A 19695-nucleotide genomic window follows, 5' to 3' on the forward strand; every position below is an offset into this window, starting at 1 on the left:
TGGCTGGCGCGCCAGCCAGGGCCAGGAGATCTACCTGTTCAATCCCTTCGCCGAAGATCGGCGCACGCACCGCTGGAACCCGCTCAGCTATGTGTCCGATGATCCGGCGTTCCGGGTTTCGGACCTGATGAGCATTGCCGCGATGCTGTATCCGGATGGGGCCGAGGACCAGAAATTCTGGGTCAGCCAGGCGCGCAACGCGTTCATGGCCTTCACCCTGTATCTGTTCGAGAACTGGGATGACGAGCGCAGCAGCGGATTCCCGGGCGGTTCGGGCACGCCCACGCTGGGCGCTGTCTACCGGTTGTCATCGGGCGACGGCACCGATCTGAAGAAGTACCTCAAGGCTTTGTCGGAGCGGTCGTTCCTCAGTGGCAACGCCCGTTCGGCGTTCGCCAACATGCTGTCCCAGGCCGACGAGACCTTCGCTTCGATCCTCGGCACCTTCAAGGAGCCGCTCAATCCCTGGATCAACCCGGTGCTGGACAAGGCCACCAGCAGCAACGACTTCCTGCTGACCGACGTGCGCAGGAAGAAGATGACCATCTACATCGGCATCCAGCCGAACAAGCTGGCCGAGAGCCGGCTGATCATCAACCTGTTCTTCAGCCAGCTGATCAACCTCAACACCAAGGAACTGCCCAAGTCCAACCCGGACCTGAAGTACCAGTGCCTGTTGCTGATGGACGAATTCACCTCGATCGGCAAGGTCGAGATCATCGCCTCGGCGGTGTCCTACATGGCCGGTTACAACATCCGCCTGCTGCCGATCATCCAGAGCATGTCCCAGCTCGATGCCACCTATGGCCGGGAAGTCTCGCGAACGATCATCACCAACCACGCGCTGCAGATCCTGTACGCGCCGCGCGAGCAGCAGGACGCCAACGACTACTCGGACATGCTGGGCTACACCACCATCCGCAAGAAGAACGTCACCCATGCCCGCGAGAAAACCCACAACTTCACCGAGGAGCGGCGCGCACTGATGCTGCCTCAGGAGCTGAAGGCGATGGGGCCGGACAAGGAAGTATTCCTCTACGAGGGCATACCGCATCCGGTGAAGTGCGACAAGATCCGCTATTACAAGGACCGCTATTTTACGTCGCGGCTGCTGCCGAAGGTCGACGTTCCGATGCTTAACGTCTAATTCACGTCGCTAAATTTGTGACATGGATTCATATTCACTGACATGAAATCGTGACCTGAGTCAAAAATTCGGCATCTGTTCATAGATTTTCAGACTTGTCTGACATGGAATTGACGCGTGGTTGTGTAACTCTGTGTTCGTCATCCAGAAGTGTGTGCTGGATGGCAAAAGTTGTAACGCAGGGTGGCCAGGAGTTTGTGCCATGGAAACAAGGATGGTTTCGACGTTGGTGAGGGTGTGCGGGTGTGTCGTCGGCAACGTCTGGCGGCCCCGCGACCTGGTTGGCAGCTTTCGGGCTGCAGGGGAGCCGGGGCAGGTGTGCTGCATGCCAGCGCGTCTCCCCGATTCCGGCGTGCGCCATGCAGCGCCGGACGACCAGGGAACCAATGCTCGGGACTGCTTTTTCGTACGTCAAAGTGAAGCCCGTATGAATCAGGCGTTTATCGCGAAAATGTCCATCGCCGCAGTCGCGGCGCTGATGGTGGCAGGGTGTGCCACCAAGTCCGCCCCCGATTTCGGTGGGCGCTGGAAGCCGGTCAATCGCTTTGCCGTGGCGACGACCGAGATCCCGCTGTACTCCAGCTACGTCTACCAGGCCTCGCCGATGGATGGCACGCTCAAAGCCATGCTCGAGCGCTGGGCCAAGGATTCCGGACGAACACTGGACTACCGCCTCAACTCGGACTTCACGCTGTATGGCGCGGTCTCGAAGATCGACACCACCAATGCACAGCAGGCTGTGATCGATCTGACTTCGGCGTATTCGGCGCAAGGCATCTCCGTCTCCATTGTTGGCAACCAGATCGTTGTGCAGAGCGCTGGCTCGACGCCCACCGCGTCGGCGCAGGGCGCTGATTCCAACAGCGGCACCTGAGTCCACCTCGAAACCATCGAACGTGCTGCTCCCCGCGCCTGTCGCAGGGGCTCCATGCCCATTGATGTTTCAGCAGTACGGAAGAATCCATGTTCCGCAAGAAGGATCCCGGCAACAGTCCCAAGGTCGAGCAGTCGGTCGCCAAGGCGGTCAGCTACGAGATCACCGTGGCCGACATGGCGCGTCGCAGCGAGCGGCGCGCGTGGTGGGTCGCCACGGGCTCGTTGCTGATGTCGCTCGCACTGGCGGGCGGCTACTACTACATGCTGCCGCTGAAAGAGAAGGTGCCGTTCCTGGTGATGGCCGACGCGTATACGGGTACCGCGACGGTCGCGCGCCTGCGTGGCACGTTCCAAGGCGAGACCATCACCGCCAACGAAGCCATCAATCGCAGCAACGTCGCCCAGTACGTGCTGGCGCGCGAATCGTACGACTCGGCGGTGATGGGCCTGCGCGACTGGGAACTGGTGTTCGTGATGTCCAACGGCCCGGTGTCGCAGTCGATGCGGCAGCGATATGCCGGCAACAACCCGCAGAACCCGTTCGTGATGTATGGCCGGGAGAAGGCCATCCGGGTCAAGATCCTCAGCATCACGCCGCTGGGCGCAGAGCCCAATGGCAGCTTCCGCGGCGCCTCGGTACGCATCCAGCGCAGCCTGCTGGACAAGCGAACTGGTGCGTCCACGTACCTTGACAACCAGCTGGTGACGATGCGCTTCGAGTACAACCAGAACCTGGCGCTGTCCGAGCAGGATCGCATCCTCAATCCGCTGGCCTTCCAGGTCACCGAGTATCGCGTCGACAACGACTACTCGCGTGGCGTTCCGGTGCCGGACGACGGCGCCATGCAGGCGCAGGCGCAGCAGGCGGCACAACAGGCAGCGCAGCAGGCGCAGGGCGTGTACGACCCGAACAATCCGGCCGCCGCCACCATGATCGACCCGGCCACCGGCCAGCCGGTCGCGGCACCGGTGCCGGCCAACGGCCAGGTCGCGGGCCAGCCGATGCCAGGTCAGCCTGTGCCGGGACAGCCCGTGCAGGGGCAAGCAATGCCGGGGCAGGCCATGCCCGGACAGCCGGCCATGAGGCCGGTGCAGAACAATTCCACCGGAACTGCTGATGGAGCAAGCAACCGATGAGTAGTCGAAAGATCAGGGGACGCGCGCTGGCGCTGCTGTCGATGTTGTCGCTGTTGTTTTCTGCAGCAGCGATGGCGCAGGCGGTGGACCACTACGAATACGAGAAGGACCGCATCTATCCGGTTCGCACCGGCCTGGGACTGACAACCCAGATCGAGCTGAGCCCGAACGAGAAGATCCTCGACTACAGCACCGGCTTCAGCAGCGGCTGGGAGCTGACGCGCCGCGAGAACGTGTTCTACCTCAAGCCGAAGAACGTTGACGTGGACACCAACATGATGGTGCGCACCGAAACCCACTCCTACATCTTCGAACTGAAGGTGGTGGCGACCGACTGGCGTCAGCTGGAGCAGGCGCGTCGTGCCGGCGTGCAGTACAAGATCGCCTTCGTCTATCCGAATGACACCGTGTTCGGCGTCGCCCAGGAAGCGGTCGAGGAAGAAGCCAAGCCGTTGCTGAGCGCTGAACTGGCCAAGGATCGCCAGTACAACTTCAACTACTCCTACTCGACCAGCAAGGCGAAGAAGATGGGCTGGCTGATCCCGGTCAACGCCTATGACGATAGCCGTTTCACCTATCTGAAGCTGCCGAACTCGCCCGAATACAAGACCGGCATCTTCCCGGCCGTGTTCGGTCGTGAAACGGAATACGGTGAAGACTTCGTGGTCAACACCACGGTTGAAGGCAACACGCTGATCGTGCACGGGACCTACCCGTACCTGGTCATCCGCCACGGCGACTTCGTCGTCGGCCTGCGAAGGAACGTGAAGAAATGAGTCAGCAGAACACCCCGGGCAACGACCCGAACCCGTCTCCCTATTCCCAGGGCGCCGCAGGCCAGGAGCCGCCGTCCAATCCTTACTTCGGCAACGCAGCCGAACAGCAGGCCGCGCCTGATCTTGATGCAGGAGCCCCGCAGCTGCGCTCGGCAGAGGAACAGCGCCTGAACCGCAAGGCGTTGCTGTTCCTGGGCGGTATCGTGCTGCTGCTGATGGCTATGGGTTTCCTGCTGTTCCGAAAGGGGCAGGACGATGCAGCCGAGCAGAAGAAACCACAGGAAGAAGCACGCGCCACCACGCCGCAGCTTCCGAGCGTTGTCGGGGCGACCGAGCCGGCGCCCCCGATCGCGGTTGCCGATCCGATCCCGATGCTGCCGCCTCCGCCGCAGCAGGAAGTGCCAATGCCGGGCTTCCCGATGGGCAACGAGGCCAAGGCGGATCATGATCGTGGACCGACGCTGATGGACCGTCGCATGGGCAGCGGCTCCGGCGTGGGCGGGGGCGAGGCGGGCGGCGCCGCCAACGGCCAGAGCGGCTCCGACTACAACCAGGCGATGATCGCGGCCATGCAGGCGGCGGCCAATCCGCAAGCGCAGCCGCAGAAGGTGCGCCGTGGACCGGATGTGGAGGATGTCTCCAGTGCCACCTACATCCGCAGTCCGGATGCACTGCTGGTGCGGGGCACGTACCTGCGCTGCGTGCTGGAAACCCGCATCATCACCGACATCGCCGGCTACACCTCGTGCCTGCTGACGGAGCCGGTGTACTCGATCAATGGCCGCAACCTGCTGCTGCCGAAGGGCTCCAAGATCTATGGCGCCTACGGTGGTGGTCCGACCGGAAAGCGCGTGGAAGTCATCTGGGATCGCATCACCACCCCGAATGGCATCGACGTGGCCATGTCCAGCCCCGGTACCGATGGTCTGGGCGGTGCGGGCCATCCCGGTCAGTACAGCGCGCATTGGGGCAGCCGTATCGCTTCGGCGCTGATGATCAGCCTGCTGGCCGACGCGTTCAAGTATGCCGCTGCAGAGCACGGTCCGGAGACCACGACCGTGGCCAACAACGGTATGACCATCCAGTCGCCCTATGAAAGCGCCACCGCACGCACCATGGAGCGCCTGGCCAACGAAGCTCTCGGCAGCAGTCGCCGTCCGCCCACCGTCACCATCAACCAGGGCACCGTGGTGAATGTCTACGTCGCCAAGGACGTCGATTTCACCAACGTGCTGCATCCCCGCCGGTAACCCAACGAACGACCATGGACGCTGAAGTGTCACCCCTCGCCCTCGTCTCCAGCGATTTCCTGCGCTATCAGTACGAAGTGCTGGGCATCGCCGAGTACATGACTTCGCCGGAAGTGACGGAAATCTGCATCAACCGTCCCGGCGAGCTGTACCTGGAAACCCGGGCCGGGTGGCAGCGGGTGGAGGTGCCGAGCCTGACCTTCGAGCGGGCCCGGCAGTTCTGCACGGCAGTGGTGAACGAGAGCAACACCGGGCAGCGCATCACCGATGCCGATCCGGTGGTCTCGCTCACGTTCCCGACCGGTCAGCGCGCCCAGTTCGTGATTCCACCGGCGTGTGACGCGGGCAAGGTGTCGATCACCATCCGCCTGCCGTCCAAGCACACCAAGTCACTCACGCAGTATCACGAAGATGGATTCTTCAACCAGATCCTGGAGAGCGACGGCAGCATCAGCGAACACGATCGCGAGCTGCTGGAGCTGCGCCATTCGCGTGAGTACGCCGAATTCTTCCGGCGTGCGGTGATGTACCGCAAGAACATCGTGGTATCGGGTGCGACGGGTAGCGGCAAGACCACCTTCATGAAAGCGTTGGTGAATCATATCCCGGACAGTGAACGCCTGGTCACGATCGAGGACGCGCGCGAACTATTTCTGACCCAACCAAACGTGGTGCATCTGCTGTACTCCAAGGGGGGGCAGAGCGCAAGCAATGTCACCGCCAAGAGCTGCATGGAAGCGTGCCTGCGCATGAAGCCCGAACGCATCATCCTGGCCGAGCTGCGCGGTGACGAGGCGTTCTACTTCATCCGCAACTGCGCATCGGGCCATCCGGGGTCGATCACGAGTTGCCATGCCGGCAGCCCGGAGCAGACCTGGGACCAGCTGGCGCTGATGGTCAAGGCCTCCAGCGAAGGCTCTGGGCTTGAGTTCAACGTGATCAAGCGACTGCTGATGATGACCATCGATATCGTCGTCCACATCAAGGCACATGCCGGTTCCCGCTACATCACCGGTATCGATTTCAACCCTGGGCGCGCCCAGGGGCAGGAGGGCTGAAGGATGCTGCCAGGACTGGAAATGATGGCGTGCCCGGAGATGGCCGTGTCGATGGACGTGATGCAGCACGTCATCAATGTCGAATCGTCGCGCAATCCCTACGCGATCGGCGTGGTGGGAGGAGCGCTGGTGCGCCAGCCCAAGGCGCTGGACGAGGCGTTGGCCACAGTGCGCATGCTGGAAGAGAAGGGCTACAACTTCTCCATCGGCCTGGCCCAGGTCAACCGCTACAACCTAGGCAAGTACGGGCTGGATTCGTACGAGAAAGCGTTCCAGCAGTGCCCGAACCTGCAGGCCGGATCCCGCATCCTCGCCGAGTGCTACAAGCGCTCGGGTGGCGATTGGGGAAAATCGTTCAGCTGCTACTACTCGGGCAATTTCGAAACCGGCTTCCGTCACGGCTATGTGCAGAAGGTCTACGACTCGATCCGCCGTGGGCAGCAGGTCGCCAGCAACGGCGTCACGCCGATCGACGTGATCAGCCGTGGCGAACGGCGCGCGGTAAAGGTCGAGCATCACCCGCAGCTGGCGTCGCCGGCACAGGCGCGCATTGTCGCCCAGTCGAACGGACCGGTGTACGTTCCTTCGGATGATCCAGCGCGTGCGTACGTGGTGTACCCGTCCACCGGTGCGATGGCGCGCGGCAGTCTGCTGAATATTGCCGATCAGGCGCTGTCCAAGGTCGTCCTGGGGTCGGTGGACCGGATGATGCAGCCCCAGCAGGCAGGTCAGCAGGGCGGGGCTGCACAGCCGCAGCAGGCGCAGTTCCCGCAGGGCATGGCCCAACGCCTGCCGTCCCAGAACAGCTTGGCAATGCCGCAACAGCTTCCTGGTGCCGCGGGCGGCACCGACAATGGCCCGGTGATGCTGCGTCCGTGGAGCGAACGCAACCTACCGGTGGCGGAAAGCGCAGATTCGTACAACGCGCCGGCGCAGGGCGCGCCGGTGCAGCAGATTCCCGCAGGGGATGCGGCCTTCGTGTTCTGACGAAGTCGTGGTGCGGCCAGTCCCCCGGCTGGTCGATTCAGTTGTGTTAGTCCATCAACAAGGAAATCAATCCATGAAGCGATCCAATCTCGACCTCGTCCAGGCCCAGCGCACGCTGAAGACCCTGCTGATGGCAACGATCTTCGTCGGCGCATTGTTCGCCCCGCAGGTGTTCGCCACCAACGGCGCCACCAACTACGGCGGTACCGACGGCAAGGTCTGCGGCTTCTTCTCCAACATCAATGGCCTGCTGAACATGGCCTCGATTGCCGTCGTCACCATCGCGGTCATCTTCGCCGGCTATCAGATTGCCTTCGCGCACAAGCGCATCAGCGAGGTCTCGCCGATCCTGATCGGTGGCGTCCTGATCGGTGCCGCCGGCCAGATCGCCCGCATGCTGCTGGGTGACGAGTACGGCACCTGCGAAGGCAAGACCGCCATGCTGATCCAGCAGGCAGTGCTCTACTACAGTGCATAAGAACGTCGTCTTCCGCGGTTGCACTCGCCCGGCAATGTTCCTGGGCGTTCCCTACCTGCCATTCTTCATGGTGGCAGGTGGGTTGCTGCTGCTGAGCGTCTACACCAATTTCTGGTTCCTGCTCACCATTCCGGTAGCAATCTTCATCATGCGGCAGATGGCCAAACGTGACGAGATGATCTTTCGTCTGATGGGCTTGCGCCTGATGTTCAAGCTGCGGGTGCGCAACGTGCAGCAGCACGACGGCATGTGGGTATTCAACCCGAATCATTACCGCAACAAGCCGGCCCGAATGGATTGAGGTCCGGAATGGCCTGGCGGTCGCGTGCTGCCCGCCAGGCCACCTCGAAGTTCCCTGGCAGCAACTCTTTGGAAGCAGTCGTATGTTCAGCCCAGATACCTCCATCAGTGAGTTCATTCCCCTGTCGACGCATGTCGCCCCGAACGTGGTCAAGACTACGGGCGGTGACTACCTGTTGACCTGGTACCTGGAGGGGTTGCCGTTCGTGGGTCGCGAGGAATGGGAACTGGAACATCGGCACAACACCTTCAATCGCCTGCTGCAGACGCTGCGTGCGCCGGACTTCGTCAACGTGGCTTTCTGGGTGCACGATATTCGGCGCCGTCGCACGCTGAAAGGCAAGAGCACCTACCGGCAGCGCTTCAACCAGGACGTGTCCGATCAGTACATGGGCATGCTGTCCTCGCAGCGCATCATGCAGAACGAGCTGTACCTGACCATGATCTACCGCCCGGTGGTATCGGGTAAGCGCTTCGTGGAGAAGTCGGCGAACGTCGATCGCCTGCGTGCCGAGCAGGAACAGGCCATCGAGAAGCTGATGGAGCTGGCCGGCAACGTCGAGGCCGTGATCCGTGATTACGCGCCGTATCGCCTGGGCATGTACGAGGCGAAGAATGGCGTGGTGTTCTCCGAGACGCTGGAGTTGTTCGGATACCTGATCAACCGCATCGACGAGCCGGTGCCGGTGCTGCCGGCGCCGATCAAGGATTACCTGCCGGTCAGCCGGCACATGTTCTCGGCCAAGACCGGCGACTTTGTCATCAACACCCCGAATGGCGCCAACCACTTCGGTGCCATCCTCAACATCAAGGAGTATGCCGAGGGCACCTACCCGGGCATTCTCAACGGCCTGAAGTACCTGGACTACGAGTATGTCATCACCCATTCGTTCAGCCCGATGGGGCGCCAGGACGCGCTGAAGGTGCTCGACCGCACCAAGGGCATGATGATCTCCTCCGGCGACAAGGCGGTCAGCCAGATCGTCGAGCTGGACCAGGCCATGGATCAGTTGTCGTCCGGCAACTTCGTGCTGGGCGAGTACCACTTCATCATGGCGGTGTACGGCGACACGCAGGCCAAGCTCTCGCAGAACGTCGCCTCGACCCGGGCCGAGCTGTCCAACGCCGGATTCGTGTCGACCAAGGAAGACCTGGCGGTTACCTCGTCCTTCTATTCGCAGCTGCCGGGCAACTGGCGCTACCGTACGCGCCTGGCCAATGTCAGCTCGCTGAATTTCCTGGGCCTGTCACCGCTGCACAACTTTGCTACCGGCAAGCAGCACAACAACCCCTGGGGCGACTGCGTCACCACGCTGCAGACCACCAACGGCCAGCCGTATTACTTCAACTTCCACGCGACCCATCCGTCGGAGAATTCGCTGGGCGAGAAGGCGATCGCCAACACCATGGTGATCGGTAAGTCAGGTACCGGTAAGACCGCGCTGATCAACTTCCTGCTCAGCCAGGTGCAGAAGTACGAGCCGTCGCCGACCATCTTCTTCTTCGACAAGGATCGTGGTGCGGAGATCTTTGTGCGTGCCTGCGGCGGCAACTACCTGGCCCTGGAGAACGGTGCGCCGACTGGCTTCAACCCGTTCCAGTGCGAGAACAACGAGTCGAACGTGCAGTTCCTGGCCGACCTGATCAAGGTGCTGGCCGGCAAGCGCGAGTACAGTGCCCGTGAAGAAGAGGACATCTACCGCGCAGTGGAGAGCATGCTCGATACGCCGATGCACCTGCGCAACATGACCAACTTCCAGAAGAGCCTGCCCAACATGGGCGATGACGGTCTCTACGCGCGCATGCGCCGCTGGACCTCGGGCAATTCGCTGGGCTGGGTGTTCGACAACCCGGTCGATACCGTTGACCTGAGCAAGGCCAACATCATCGGGTTCGATTACACCGACATCATCGACAACCCTGAAGTGCGCGTGCCGGTCATCAATTACCTGCTGCACCGCCTGGAGTCGCTGATCGACGGCCGTCCGCTGATCTACGTGATGGACGAGTTCTGGAAGATCCTGGACGGCGAGGGTGGCCTGAAGGAGTTCGCGAAGAACAAGCAGAAGACCATCCGTAAGCAGAACGGCCTGGGCATCTTCGCCACGCAGAGCCCGGAAGATGCGCTGAAGAGCGACATCTCCGCGGCCCTGATCGAACAGACCGCCACGCTGATTCTGCTGCCGAACCCGAACGCCAGCAAGAGCGACTACATGGATGGCCTGAAGCTGACCGAGGCCGAGTTCAAGGTGGTTACCGCGCTGGACGAGCGCTCGCGCTGCTTCCTGGTCAAGCAGGGTCATGCATCGAGCGTCTGCCAGCTCAACCTGCGCGGCATGGACGACATCCTGTCGGTGATCTCGGCCTCGACCGACAACATCGACATCATGCATCGCGTGCTGCAGACGGCAGCGGTCCGCAACCGTGTGACGGTGGACGAGTTGACCCCGGATCAGTGGCTGGACGCGTTCTACAAGAATCGAAAGGGCTCGGGCAAGCGGGCCGAACAGGATCAGGAGGAGACGGCATGAACCTGCCCACTCAAACGAACAAGGAAACTGCCATGACGACCGAAACCCAACGCAAGCCCATTCGCCGGCGTCGCATGGCGCCCCTGATGGCAGCCGTACTGACGCTGGGCCTGACCGTGAGCACCGGCACCAGCCCGGCGCAGGCGATGACCGTCTATGACCCGTTCAACTGGGTCATGAACTTCCTGCAGGAGATGAAGGCCGGCAAGGAGTACTTCGAGACGGCCGCGCGCTGGAGCCAGACGGCAGAGCAGTACGGCAAGACCATCGACAACTGGCTGTCCAAGCTGCAGAACTGGACCCAGATCATTGCTTCGCCGCTGATGCCGCCGACGCCCACGCTGACGAAGATTCCCGAGAACTGGAACGTGGCCGAAAAGTGCGGTGGCGATTCCATGATCAGCATGAGCGGCCTGATGGCGGTGCTGAACATGAGCCCGGGTGGCGATATCGGCGCGCAGCAGCGTGCGATCTGCTCGTACATCCAGGTGCTTGAGAACAAGAAGTACAATGAGACCGTCGAGGTCGTGCAGATGTCCATGCCGGCAATGGAGCAGATGCTGCAGCAGCTGCGCCGGATCCGCAATGCGTTCAAGAACGAAGGCGCGCTGCAGGAGGATATCTCCAACAACACGGCAACTGCGGTCGAACTCGATAAGGCATTCAAGAAGTGGGAAACCACCGTCAAGGTCTACGATCAGCAGATTCTTGCCCTTCAGGGGCGGCAGAAGAACCTGGCCGAGCGCGCGTTGCGTGGCGAGCGCAATCCGATTGGCAGCGTCATCAAGGCCGGCGCGCTGAAGGCCGCGCTTTCGAAGTGAATCACGTGCGCAACGCACTCCAGCAGGGCCCCGATGCGGGGCGGGTGATGTGATGAGTCAGGGAATGATGCACGGTATGGTGTTCAATGATCTGTTGCACGGCACGTTGTTCGCGTCGGTGGGCGACTTCGTCTTCTTCCGGCTGATCCTGGATTATCTGCGCGACGAGATCACCAACTTCGGTAACGGTATCCTGAGCCGGATGATGACCTGGGTCGGCACGATGGCGTTGGTGCTGATGACGCTGTGGGTGCTCATCCAAGGCTTCCGCATCGTGACCGGACGGAGCCGTGACTCGATGGCTGCACTGATGACGAACATGGCGCGCGCCGCCCTGATCGTTACCGTCGCGACGTCGATGGCGATGTTCGGAACCAAGCTGCAGAACTTCCTGACCGGCGATGTGCAGGACCAGATCACCTACATTGTGACCGGCAAGAAGTCGACCGCGGAGGAGCTGATCGACAAGAACCTGGGCTACATGCAGCTGGCACTCACGTCGGTAAGCGTGCTGGATGTGGCCGGCGACGTGGCGCTGGATAGTGCCAAGACCCGCGCGATGTGGTTCATCGGCCTGGGAACGGGCGGTCCCGCCGTGACTGCGGGTGCGATGCTGCTGCTGTACCAGATCGCGCTGGCGCTGTTCATCGGATTCGGACCACTGTTCATCCTGTGCCTGCTGTTCGAGCAGACAAAGTCGCTGTTCCAACGATGGTTGTTCTATGGCATCGGCACCATGTTCTCGATGGCGGTGCTGGCGGCGATGACCGGCATTGCCATGGAAATGGTGGCGCGCGTGGCGGCTTCGTTCTGGGGCGCGTCCGCGCTGGGTGCACTGCTGGGGTCGAACCTGACCGAGGGCATGAGCAGCATGGCGCTGCAGCAGGGCGGCATGGGCCTGATCCTGACGACGCTGATCCTGACTGCGCCCCCAATGGCCGCGATGTTCTTCCAGGGCACCCTGGGTACCTTCATGGCATATTCGCAGATAGGCGGTAGCGCGGTGCCGACGTCGCCGGGTCCGAATGGGCAGCCGCCGGGTTCTAGTGGGTCGAATGGCGGAGGATTCTTTATGCCAGCGATGCCTCCTGCTGATACGCAGATGCGAACGGGTGCTGCTGGGGCCCAGCGGTCAGGATTCACCGGCGAAGCGGCGCCTCATGCAGGCCAACGGGGTGCTGCGAACAACGATCGGAATTGAGGTCTGACTATGTCTAAACGATTTATGCGAGCCGTCGTCGCAACAATGCTCCTTCTAGTATTCTCGTCTGCAAGTGCGGAGGGGAACTGCCCTCCCGGTATGTATCCGATTGGAGGGCAGGGAGTACAGGGCTGCGCGCCGATTCCAGGAGCCAGTTCTGGGGGTAGCGCCACGATTCCTACTCCTCCTCCCAGGCCCTTGGGTGAATGGGTTAAGACCTGGGGCGCACTCGCTGGCTCATCCAGCGGTTCGGAGGGGGGCGCATCTGTAGGTGAACCCAGTGAGCGTGCTGCGAAGAGGGCCGCGATTTCGAATTGCGAGAAGAACGGTGGACGTTGCAGGATCGAGTTCACCTACCAGAATCAATGTGTGGCTGCTGTCACCTCGGAACTGGCATCCACCGGTACACAGTACGCCAGTTCGGGGACCGTGGAGAGCGCCGGGGAGCAGGCCATGCGAGACTGTCAGGCAGCAGGCGGGGCGCATTGCAAAATGATCTACTCGGCATGTTCCGCGCCGATCTTCCGCAAGTATTGACGGTGTGTCCAGGCCTCGCTCGGATGCCTGGTGGCTTTAGAGGGCCCTATGTTGGCGCAGGTCGGTAAACCGCCGTCACTACCTTCAGGCAAATTGCTCTGCAGCCGGGCGAACACAGCTGCTGCCACCATTCTTCAATCTCGTCCTGGATGACTGATGCGGTACTTTTTGGGATTCTGGCAATGGTGGTTTTGTTCTGGTCCTCGCCGTTAGCGGCGGAAGGCAACTGCCCGTCTGGTTTCTACCCAATTGGCGGACAGGGTGTCAGCGGGTGTGCTCCGATCCCTGGTGCGGGCAGCGCCTCTTCCCAGCAACAGTTGCCATCGCCCCCACCGCAGCCAACAGGGCGTTGGCATAAGACCTGGGGTGCCGTTGCCATGGGTGAAAAGGGGGATACGGGAGTTGCAAAGCAGAAGTACTCCCGTGAAGAGGCTGAGTAGGAAGCGCTAAGTCAATGTGCAACCTGGGGTGCGCGAAACTGCGTGGTCAAGATCTCGTATGAGAACCAATGTGTGGCGATTGCGTCTCCCACGGCCTCACAGACCGGCGCCCATATCGCGCGTGATGGCAGTATTGCCAGAGCAGGTGCTGTAGCGCTTTCGGGTTGCAAGAAGCAGGGGGTGTCGGGTGTGAGGTTATGTACTCCGAGTGCAGCGATCCCATCTTTGAGAAGTTCTAGAAGCCTCTAAAGACTGCAAGATCGATACAACTTGTAGAAATCAGTGTGTGGCATATCCTGATCCTGCCCCTGGCAGTAAGGGTACTGCTCGGAATCTTTTTTTGAGTCCCTCTAGCTGAGTCAATTCGGGGTATTCGTGGGTTCGCCGACTCGCCCGGTTTGCAGGGCGACAGTGAGGCTTTCGTTCTCCTGAGTCTTGGCTGACGCACGTATTCAGCCTTATGAGCCGTGGTACAAAAAAAGAGGATTGAGGCTGAGCCCGGGTTTTGTAGCTGCGCTTGGGCCCGTCTTAAAGGTGAGGGTTTCATGCGATCTACTCTATTCAACCTGCTGTCTTTGGGAATCGTTGCAGCTTCAGCTTTCTCTGCACGTGCAGAAGGCGGAGCCTGCCCTCCCGGTTACTACCCCGTAGGGGGACAAGGAGCAATGGGGTGCGCACCAATTCCCGGCGCGGCATCTGGTGGCGCCGCCCAGCAGTCTCCACTTCGTCCTCCGCAGCCTACGGGTGAGTGGATCAAGACCTGGGGTGGAATTGCGGTATCCGCCAGCACTTCCGATGCCGGCGTTTCTACCGGGCACCGGTCAAAGAAGGAGGCGGAACGCAAAGCCGTCTCAGAATGTGCTGCCAGTGGAGCAAGCGATTGCAAGGCCAGCATGACCTATTTCAATCAGTGCGTTTCTTGGGTGATCCCGAGCGGGAGGACCGGAAATGGCCTGTCAGGAATTGGCACCGGTCCAACTCCGGGTGATGCCGAGCGGGCTGCTCAGGAAGTCTGCAAAAATGACAGGCCGGGAGCCTGTGCTCCCGTGTATGCAAATTGTACCGAGCCCTTGTTCAGGAAGTACTGAAACGGCCGTGCTCGGGATGATTGCATTGACGCGGGTCGCTATTTCTGCGATCTGGGAATGTGGAGTTGCATCAGGTGATTAGGAGGAAGAGGCATGCCTATCTTGAACCGGCTCGCCGTTGCGTGTGTCAATTTGACACTTGGCGCATTGCTGTTCTGTGCATGGACGCCAATCGCCAAGGCTGAAGGGAACTGCCCGCCGGGTTTCTACCCCGTGGGAGGGCAGGGTGTGCAAGGTTGTGCTCCGATTCCCGGTGCTGGATCTGGAGGGCAGCAGCAGGTCGGTATACAGGCAAGCCATCCCACGGGCCGGTGGCACAAAACGTGGGGCGCTATTGCGACAGGCGGACAAGGCGATACTGGTGTGTCCAAGCAGAAGCTCAGCAAGAGAGAAGCCGAACAGGAAGCCCTTTCCCAGTGTGCCACTTGGGGGGCAACGAACTGCCAAGTCAAGTTGACCTACCACAATCAGTGCGTTGCTATTGCCTCGCCTCAGGCCTCGCAGACCGGTGCGTTCTTCGCGAGCGCGGCTGAAGTTGGAGACGCGAAAGAGGATGCGATGGCTGGCTGCGGAAAGAAGGGAGGTGTGCAATGCAAGGTCATGTATTCAGCGTGTAGTGCTCCTGTTTTCGAGCAGTTCTGACCCAGTTGTACCGGCTGGGTGGAATGGTTGGGCATGCGGCAGCTGTCGCATCGCAATGCCAAGGTAGGGAAGGCACACGACAGCTGGCTTCAGACCGTTGACTTGGCTGCAGTTTTCAGGGTTGAGAGCAGGAGTGAGAGCAGTGGCTAGATTCATTCTTGTGGTCACGCTACTGGTAGTCCCTTTTGCCGCGCTGGCGGAGGGCAGATGTCCCCCTGGGCAATACCCTGTTGGGGGGCAAGGCGTCGGCGGGTGCGCGCCAATTCCTGGTGCAGTTGGTGGAACGGCATCACCCTCTGCTCCCGCTCCTGCTCAGCCGTTGGGGGAGTGGTTGACGAGATGGGGAGCCGTGGCTGAATCGCCTACGTCAAATCTCGTCGGCACCGCAGCCAATGAGTCCAGCGAGCGGCGTGCGGTGGAGGTGGCGATCAAGAAGTGCGCGGCAGAGGGTGCAAAGGACTGCAAGTCTTCGGTCACCTATTACAACCAATGCGTTGCATTCGCTGTACCGTCCTCAGGAAAGGGGCAGGGCTCCTTGGATACGGCGGTAGATGCAGAGACCGTCGCTGGAAATGCAATTGGTCATCGTCGGGATACCGGAGGCGGAAAGTGCGCCGTCGTCTATTCCGAATGCTCCTTGCCCGTCTTCCGGAAGTACTGATAAGACATCAGATAGGTCAACGGCGCAGAACGGGAAGCTGTGTAAGCGTGCGCCGCCTTTTGGGCGCGTGATCAGGGGCGGCATGACTTCCTTCAATTGGTGCGCTTTCTGGATCACCCTGAGCGGGGGAAGTACATAGTCCCTGTCCGGCATGGATACGGTCTGGCGCAGGCGGAGGCTACGGGGGCGCCTCAAGGGAGGTGCTGGAACCAACCGTCGTGAGCACGTATAGCATCGTACGCAGATTGCACTGAGCCTCTGTTCAATGTTTAGAAGGTGCTGATCCATCGATGCTTCAGCTGAGTGTTCGGCATGCGAACCAGGATAGCCACGCTGTACAAGGTGTCCGTAGCGGATGCTCACGCGAAAGACTAAGCACTCATTCACGATAACCGTGCTTTTTGCATGATCAAGTCCGTTTTTCGCTCTAGCCCCCTTCGACGACCGAAATCTCCACGCAGTAAGCTGCGTGCGCGAAAGAAGTCCGGCGCATCGGGGCCATTGGCAGCAGGGCGGCATGGGCCTGATCCTGACGAGACTGATTCTGACCCCAATGGCCTCGATGTTGTTCCCAGGGCACGCTGGGTACCTTCATGGCATATTCGCAGATAGGTGGTAGCCCGGTCGCGCAGGCGTCCAGCTCAAAGGGTCAGCCGCCGGGCATTTACATGCCGCATTAGACTTCTAATGCTAAGAAGCATGTTTCGCCACCAGTGACCTATGCAACCAGTGGGAGGTCGAAATGCGCCTCTGTGAATGGTGGAGGCGCGTGCGAAGTGGCCTACTCGGCCTGCAGTATGTCGGAGTTCAGGGCGTATCGTTGATCGCCAGGTTCTGCATGATGGCTGTCAGCAGACATGCATGCCGCGTCGGAAGGGGGGCACTATGCGTGACAGCGTCTGATATGGCTTGGGCTTTTTCCAGCGTGCCCCGGAGACTTCATGCATGTTCGCAGATGGTTGGAAATTGTATCGGACGCGAGTGAGTGACAATGACTAGTCGTTTGATGCAAGTGGTCGTAGCAGCAATGCTCTGGCTCGCATTCTCGTCCGCAAGCGCGGAGGGCAACTGCCCCTCTGGTATGTATCCGATCGGAGGACAGGGAGTACAGGGCTGTGCGCCTATCCCGGGAGCAAACAATGGGGGGATGACCGCTCCCGTTTCGTCGCCACAACCGTCTGGAGAATGGATCACCACCTGGGGTGCAATTGCCACATCCAAGCGAACTTCGGATGCAGGTGTGTCGACAGGGCAGCGAAGGAAGAGTGGAGCGGAGCAGGAAGCCCTTGGCAAATGTTCTTCCGCGGGTGCGAACGATTGCGAGGTTGTGCTTGCCTACTTCAATCAGTGTGCGGCATGGGTAGTTCCCAGCGGCCGGACAGGTCAGGGTGGCTCTGGCATTGGACGAGGGCCGACACTCGACGTGGCAGAGCGCGAAGCTCAGAAAGGCTGCACGAATGATCAAGCAGGGGCATGCGAGGTTTTCTACTCGGATTGCACAAAGCCGATCTTCAAAGCGTATTGATGCTGCGGCCTCTCCGCTGTGCCACTGAATCAGGAGGTTGGGATGATGAAATGCGGTCTGGCCGGGGTGTTGGTTGCTGCTGCCGCCGGGTTCGTTTGCGGTGTCAGTTCCGCGCAGTCGCGTTGGGAGGGGTGAGGCTCGCGCTTCGGGCCCCGCGGTGGGTGGGCTGCCGGGAGCCCATGCGTTGATGGTAGCGTGCGCCGAGCCGTGACCCACCGCGCCGGGTCCGCACGAACAATTGCCGGGCGCTGACGGATGGTGCATCCCGAACCGGGATCCATCAGCGCCACTCCCGCTTTTATGTGATCAAGTCCGCTTTTCGCTCCGTTCCCCCTTCGACGACTGAAGGCTCCTCGAAGTAAGCTTCGTGCGCGTCAAAATTCCGGCGCATCAGTGCCATCGAACGCAGGAGCTTTCCCGTCCATGAGGACGCTGACGACCCGCGGTGCGGGTGACGCACCCCCACAACACCACCGCCGCAGGGCCGGGGCTATCATCCGCTCTGGCGGACACCGGGGCCTGCGGCGCACTGCGCGGTGTCCCGGCCGGCGCACGGGTACTGGCAAGACGGGATCGAAGGAGTGGCAGCGGATGCAGAAGGGGAGCGGCACGAACATGGACAATGCGTTGGCGTTCGTGCCGTCCGGCGCGAACCTGCTGGAAGCCGTGCGCGGTGATCTGACCGGCAATGGCATCGACGACCAGTTGCTGGTGATCGATCAGCCCGCCCCCGATGGCCTGGTGCCGGGCGAGCACGGTCCCAACCGGGTGCTGTTGTTGCTGCTGGGCGATGCTGCCGGCCGATGGCAACTGGCGGCGCGCAACGACAAGCTGGTGCCATGCTCTACCCGCGGCGGCATTGCTGGTGATCCCTTCGCCTACGTGACGATCGAGGATGGCGCGTTCAGCGTGATCACCAACGGCGGCAGCCGCGAGCGCTGGAGCAGCACCTACACGTTCCGCTACGCGCCGTCCGAGCAGGTCTGTTGGGTCCATGGCGTGCAGCGCCGGGTGGTCGACACCGAGACCGAGGCAACCCACACCCGTGACTTCTCGGCGGCCGAGCTGGGTAGGGTACGGTTTGAGGACTTTGACCCGTCCGTGGTTGCCGACGTGAGCTTGCCTTGAGTGCCGCGCCTGCGAGGAGGCAGGAGGACCCCACGATGATCGAGCAGGAGTTTGACCGTGTCGCAGGATAGAGAGTCGCAATTGTTGCGACAGGCCACGGAGGCCGGCATCACCTCGTCCCGGGAACTGGCCAACTTCATGGCGCAGGCCGGGCATGAATCCCGTGGCTTGAGCCGTCTCAACGAGAGTTTCAACTTCACCCGGGGCATCTCGCAGATCCCGGTGGAAGCAGCGTGGCGCAATGGCAACGGTGCGCTGGAGAGCGCCCGCCAGGAAGCGCTGCGTGGCCACCCGGAAAACCTGGCTGAGCTGATGTACGGCGGGCGCATGGGCAACGATGCCCCTGGCGACGCACTGAAGTATCACGGCCGCGGCTATCTGCCGCTGGTCGGCAAGGAGAACTATGAGCGTGCCGGCAAGGCGCTGGAACTGGACCTGGTGAATCACCCGGAACTGGCCGCGCAGCCCGAGCACGCAGGTCGCATTGCCGTGTGGCAGTGGCAGACGCGGGTGCCGGAGGCGGCGCGCGAGGATGTGCGCGAAGCCACGCGTGCCCTGAATGGCGCGCTCAACGGCATCGAAGCCCGCCAGCAGCGTTTTGACGTGTGGCAGCAGAAGCTGACCCCCGATGTGATGGCGCGCCTCGAGCGTGGCGAAGTGGGGGCGCCTGCCCAGCAGGCAACGGGACGCGACATGTCGCAACCGGGCGAGCCGGGATACACGCTGTTCTCGGGAGCGCGCCAGCACCTGCAGCAAATGGGGCCGCAAAGCGGTCTGCGCAGCGTGCAGGAACTGGACAATGCCGCCGGCGCACTGGCGCTCAGCGCGCAGAAGGCCGGAATGTCGCGTATCGATCACCTGTTGGCCGGCAATGACGGTCGCACGTTGTTTGCGGTACAGGGTGGGCTGGGCGATCCGGCCATGCTGCGCGCATCGGTCGATCGCGAACAGGCGGCGCAGCAGCCACTGGCGCAGAGCAGCCAGCAGTTGGCTACCAGCGTCGCCCAGCAGGACCCCGCGGCCGCGCTCGCCCGCGAGCAGGAGCAGCGTTCTCGATCCCTGTAGCACCTGATGCCTGCGGGCAGGGTACCCGCAGGCGCTTTACGTACGAC

The 19695-nt window shown here is 61.5% G+C and carries 20 protein-coding genes and 1 pseudogene; all 21 read left to right on the forward strand.

From position 1 onward, the window contains the following. The coding region (locus ARC63_RS11565; RefSeq protein WP_057503357.1) for a type IV secretory system conjugative DNA transfer family protein at positions 1 to 1147 on the forward strand (1147 nt) is incomplete at its 5' end. A gap of 427 nt (positions 1148 to 1574) precedes the next feature. Beyond that, positions 1575 to 2021, forward strand: a complete 447-nt coding sequence (locus tag ARC63_RS11570; protein WP_057503358.1) for a hypothetical protein — start codon at positions 1575 to 1577, stop codon at positions 2019 to 2021. 89 nt (positions 2022 to 2110) lie between these two features. Beyond that, on the forward strand, positions 2111 to 3160 hold the full coding sequence (locus tag ARC63_RS11575) for a VirB8 family type IV secretion system protein (protein WP_049455403.1): 1050 nt from the start codon (positions 2111 to 2113) through the stop codon (positions 3158 to 3160). Beyond that, entirely contained in the window at positions 3157 to 3936 is a 780-nt protein-coding gene (locus tag ARC63_RS11580) for a TrbG/VirB9 family P-type conjugative transfer protein (protein ID WP_049455402.1), read from the forward strand. Before ARC63_RS11575 ends, ARC63_RS11580 begins: the two co-directional genes overlap by 4 nt. Further along, positions 3933 to 5186, forward strand: a complete 1254-nt coding sequence (locus ARC63_RS11585; protein WP_049455401.1) for a TrbI/VirB10 family protein — start codon at positions 3933 to 3935, stop codon at positions 5184 to 5186. The genes ARC63_RS11580 and ARC63_RS11585 overlap by 4 nt, the downstream gene beginning before the upstream one ends. Positions 5187 to 5200: 14 nt before the next feature. Next, positions 5201 to 6244, forward strand: a complete 1044-nt coding sequence (gene virB11 / locus ARC63_RS11590) for a P-type DNA transfer ATPase VirB11 (protein ID WP_049455400.1) — start codon at positions 5201 to 5203, stop codon at positions 6242 to 6244. Positions 6245 to 6247: 3 nt separating this feature from the next. Beyond that, a complete protein-coding gene (locus tag ARC63_RS23940) occupies positions 6248 to 7231 on the forward strand; it encodes a lytic transglycosylase domain-containing protein (protein ID WP_053443247.1) in 984 nt (327 codons plus the stop codon). Between the two features lie 73 nt (positions 7232 to 7304). Next, positions 7305 to 7709 carry a TrbC/VirB2 family protein gene (locus tag ARC63_RS11600; protein WP_049455398.1) on the forward strand — a complete coding sequence of 135 codons (405 nt, stop codon included), beginning with the start codon at positions 7305 to 7307 and terminating at the stop codon, positions 7707 to 7709. Continuing rightward, on the forward strand, positions 7702 to 8010 hold the full coding sequence (locus ARC63_RS11605; RefSeq protein ID WP_080392955.1) for a VirB3 family type IV secretion system protein: 309 nt from the start codon (positions 7702 to 7704) through the stop codon (positions 8008 to 8010). Before ARC63_RS11600 ends, ARC63_RS11605 begins: the two co-directional genes overlap by 8 nt. An 82-nt stretch (positions 8011 to 8092) precedes the next feature. Further along, positions 8093 to 10540, forward strand: a complete 2448-nt coding sequence (locus tag ARC63_RS11610) for a VirB4 family type IV secretion/conjugal transfer ATPase (protein ID WP_049455396.1) — start codon at positions 8093 to 8095, stop codon at positions 10538 to 10540. 32 nt (positions 10541 to 10572) lie between these two features. Beyond that, positions 10573 to 11361 carry a TrbJ/VirB5 family protein gene (locus tag ARC63_RS11615; protein ID WP_231298632.1) on the forward strand — a complete coding sequence of 263 codons (789 nt, stop codon included), beginning with the start codon at positions 10573 to 10575 and terminating at the stop codon, positions 11359 to 11361. Between the two features lie 52 nt (positions 11362 to 11413). Continuing rightward, complete coding sequence (locus ARC63_RS11620; protein ID WP_425513176.1) at positions 11414 to 12562, forward strand: TrbL/VirB6 family protein; 1149 nt, start codon at positions 11414 to 11416, stop codon at positions 12560 to 12562. 99 nt (positions 12563 to 12661) lie between these two features. Then, positions 12662 to 13099 (forward strand): DUF4189 domain-containing protein, encoded by a 438-nt coding sequence (locus ARC63_RS22825; RefSeq protein ID WP_228354629.1) that lies wholly within the window; start codon positions 12662 to 12664, stop codon positions 13097 to 13099. A gap of 482 nt (positions 13100 to 13581) precedes the next feature. Continuing rightward, a complete protein-coding gene (locus ARC63_RS23705; protein WP_228354628.1) occupies positions 13582 to 13788 on the forward strand; it encodes a hypothetical protein in 207 nt (68 codons plus the stop codon). A 416-nt stretch (positions 13789 to 14204) separates the two neighbouring features. After that, positions 14205 to 14627: a DUF4189 domain-containing protein gene (locus ARC63_RS22835; protein WP_228354627.1), complete on the forward strand. Its 423-nt coding sequence runs from the start codon at positions 14205 to 14207 to the stop codon at positions 14625 to 14627. A gap of 93 nt (positions 14628 to 14720) precedes the next feature. Continuing rightward, positions 14721 to 15269: a DUF4189 domain-containing protein gene (locus ARC63_RS11625; RefSeq protein WP_082587857.1), complete on the forward strand. Its 549-nt coding sequence runs from the start codon at positions 14721 to 14723 to the stop codon at positions 15267 to 15269. 349 nt (positions 15270 to 15618) lie between these two features. Continuing rightward, on the forward strand, positions 15619 to 15930 hold the full coding sequence (locus ARC63_RS23945) for a DUF4189 domain-containing protein (protein ID WP_158003731.1): 312 nt from the start codon (positions 15619 to 15621) through the stop codon (positions 15928 to 15930). A gap of 505 nt (positions 15931 to 16435) precedes the next feature. After that, positions 16436 to 16598 (forward strand): annotated as a pseudogene (locus ARC63_RS23710) (TrbL/VirB6 family protein); the annotation flags it as partial. A 479-nt stretch (positions 16599 to 17077) separates the two neighbouring features. After that, positions 17078 to 17455 (forward strand): DUF4189 domain-containing protein, encoded by a 378-nt coding sequence (locus ARC63_RS22845; RefSeq protein ID WP_228354626.1) that lies wholly within the window; start codon positions 17078 to 17080, stop codon positions 17453 to 17455. Between the two features lie 591 nt (positions 17456 to 18046). Then, positions 18047 to 18583 carry a hypothetical protein gene (locus ARC63_RS11630; RefSeq protein ID WP_049455020.1) on the forward strand — a complete coding sequence of 179 codons (537 nt, stop codon included), beginning with the start codon at positions 18047 to 18049 and terminating at the stop codon, positions 18581 to 18583. Between the two features lie 57 nt (positions 18584 to 18640). Then, a complete protein-coding gene (locus tag ARC63_RS11635; protein WP_057503372.1) occupies positions 18641 to 19648 on the forward strand; it encodes an XVIPCD domain-containing protein in 1008 nt (335 codons plus the stop codon). The last annotated feature ends 47 nt before the right edge of the window (positions 19649 to 19695 follow it).

This window comes from Stenotrophomonas geniculata ATCC 19374 = JCM 13324, assembly GCF_001431625.1.
In the GTDB taxonomy this organism is placed as follows: Bacteria; Pseudomonadota; Gammaproteobacteria; order Xanthomonadales; family Xanthomonadaceae; genus Stenotrophomonas; species Stenotrophomonas geniculata.

Bases quoted from the DNA above. Each gene is read 5' to 3' on its own strand.
- ARC63_RS11570 (WP_057503358.1), top strand. From the start codon at position 1,575: ATGAATCAGGCGTTTATCGCGAAAATGTCCATCGCCGCAGTCGCGGCG.
- ARC63_RS11575 (WP_049455403.1), top strand. From the start codon at position 2,111: ATGTTCCGCAAGAAGGATCCCGGCAACAGTCCCAAGGTCGAGCAGTCG.
- ARC63_RS11580 (WP_049455402.1), top strand. From the start codon at position 3,157: ATGAGTAGTCGAAAGATCAGGGGACGCGCGCTGGCGCTGCTGTCGATG.
- ARC63_RS11585 (WP_049455401.1), top strand. From the start codon at position 3,933: ATGAGTCAGCAGAACACCCCGGGCAACGACCCGAACCCGTCTCCCTAT.
- virB11 (WP_049455400.1), top strand. From the start codon at position 5,201: ATGGACGCTGAAGTGTCACCCCTCGCCCTCGTCTCCAGCGATTTCCTG.
- ARC63_RS23940 (WP_053443247.1), top strand. From the start codon at position 6,248: ATGCTGCCAGGACTGGAAATGATGGCGTGCCCGGAGATGGCCGTGTCG.
- ARC63_RS11600 (WP_049455398.1), top strand. From the start codon at position 7,305: ATGAAGCGATCCAATCTCGACCTCGTCCAGGCCCAGCGCACGCTGAAG.
- ARC63_RS11610 (WP_049455396.1), top strand. From the start codon at position 8,093: ATGTTCAGCCCAGATACCTCCATCAGTGAGTTCATTCCCCTGTCGACG.
- ARC63_RS11615 (WP_231298632.1), top strand. From the start codon at position 10,573: ATGACGACCGAAACCCAACGCAAGCCCATTCGCCGGCGTCGCATGGCG.
- ARC63_RS11620 (WP_425513176.1), top strand. From the start codon at position 11,414: ATGAGTCAGGGAATGATGCACGGTATGGTGTTCAATGATCTGTTGCAC.
- ARC63_RS22825 (WP_228354629.1), top strand. From the start codon at position 12,662: ATGTATCCGATTGGAGGGCAGGGAGTACAGGGCTGCGCGCCGATTCCA.
- ARC63_RS22835 (WP_228354627.1), top strand. From the start codon at position 14,205: ATGGGGTGCGCACCAATTCCCGGCGCGGCATCTGGTGGCGCCGCCCAG.
- ARC63_RS11625 (WP_082587857.1), top strand. From the start codon at position 14,721: ATGCCTATCTTGAACCGGCTCGCCGTTGCGTGTGTCAATTTGACACTT.
- ARC63_RS22845 (WP_228354626.1), top strand. From the start codon at position 17,078: ATGACCGCTCCCGTTTCGTCGCCACAACCGTCTGGAGAATGGATCACC.
- ARC63_RS11630 (WP_049455020.1), top strand. From the start codon at position 18,047: ATGCAGAAGGGGAGCGGCACGAACATGGACAATGCGTTGGCGTTCGTG.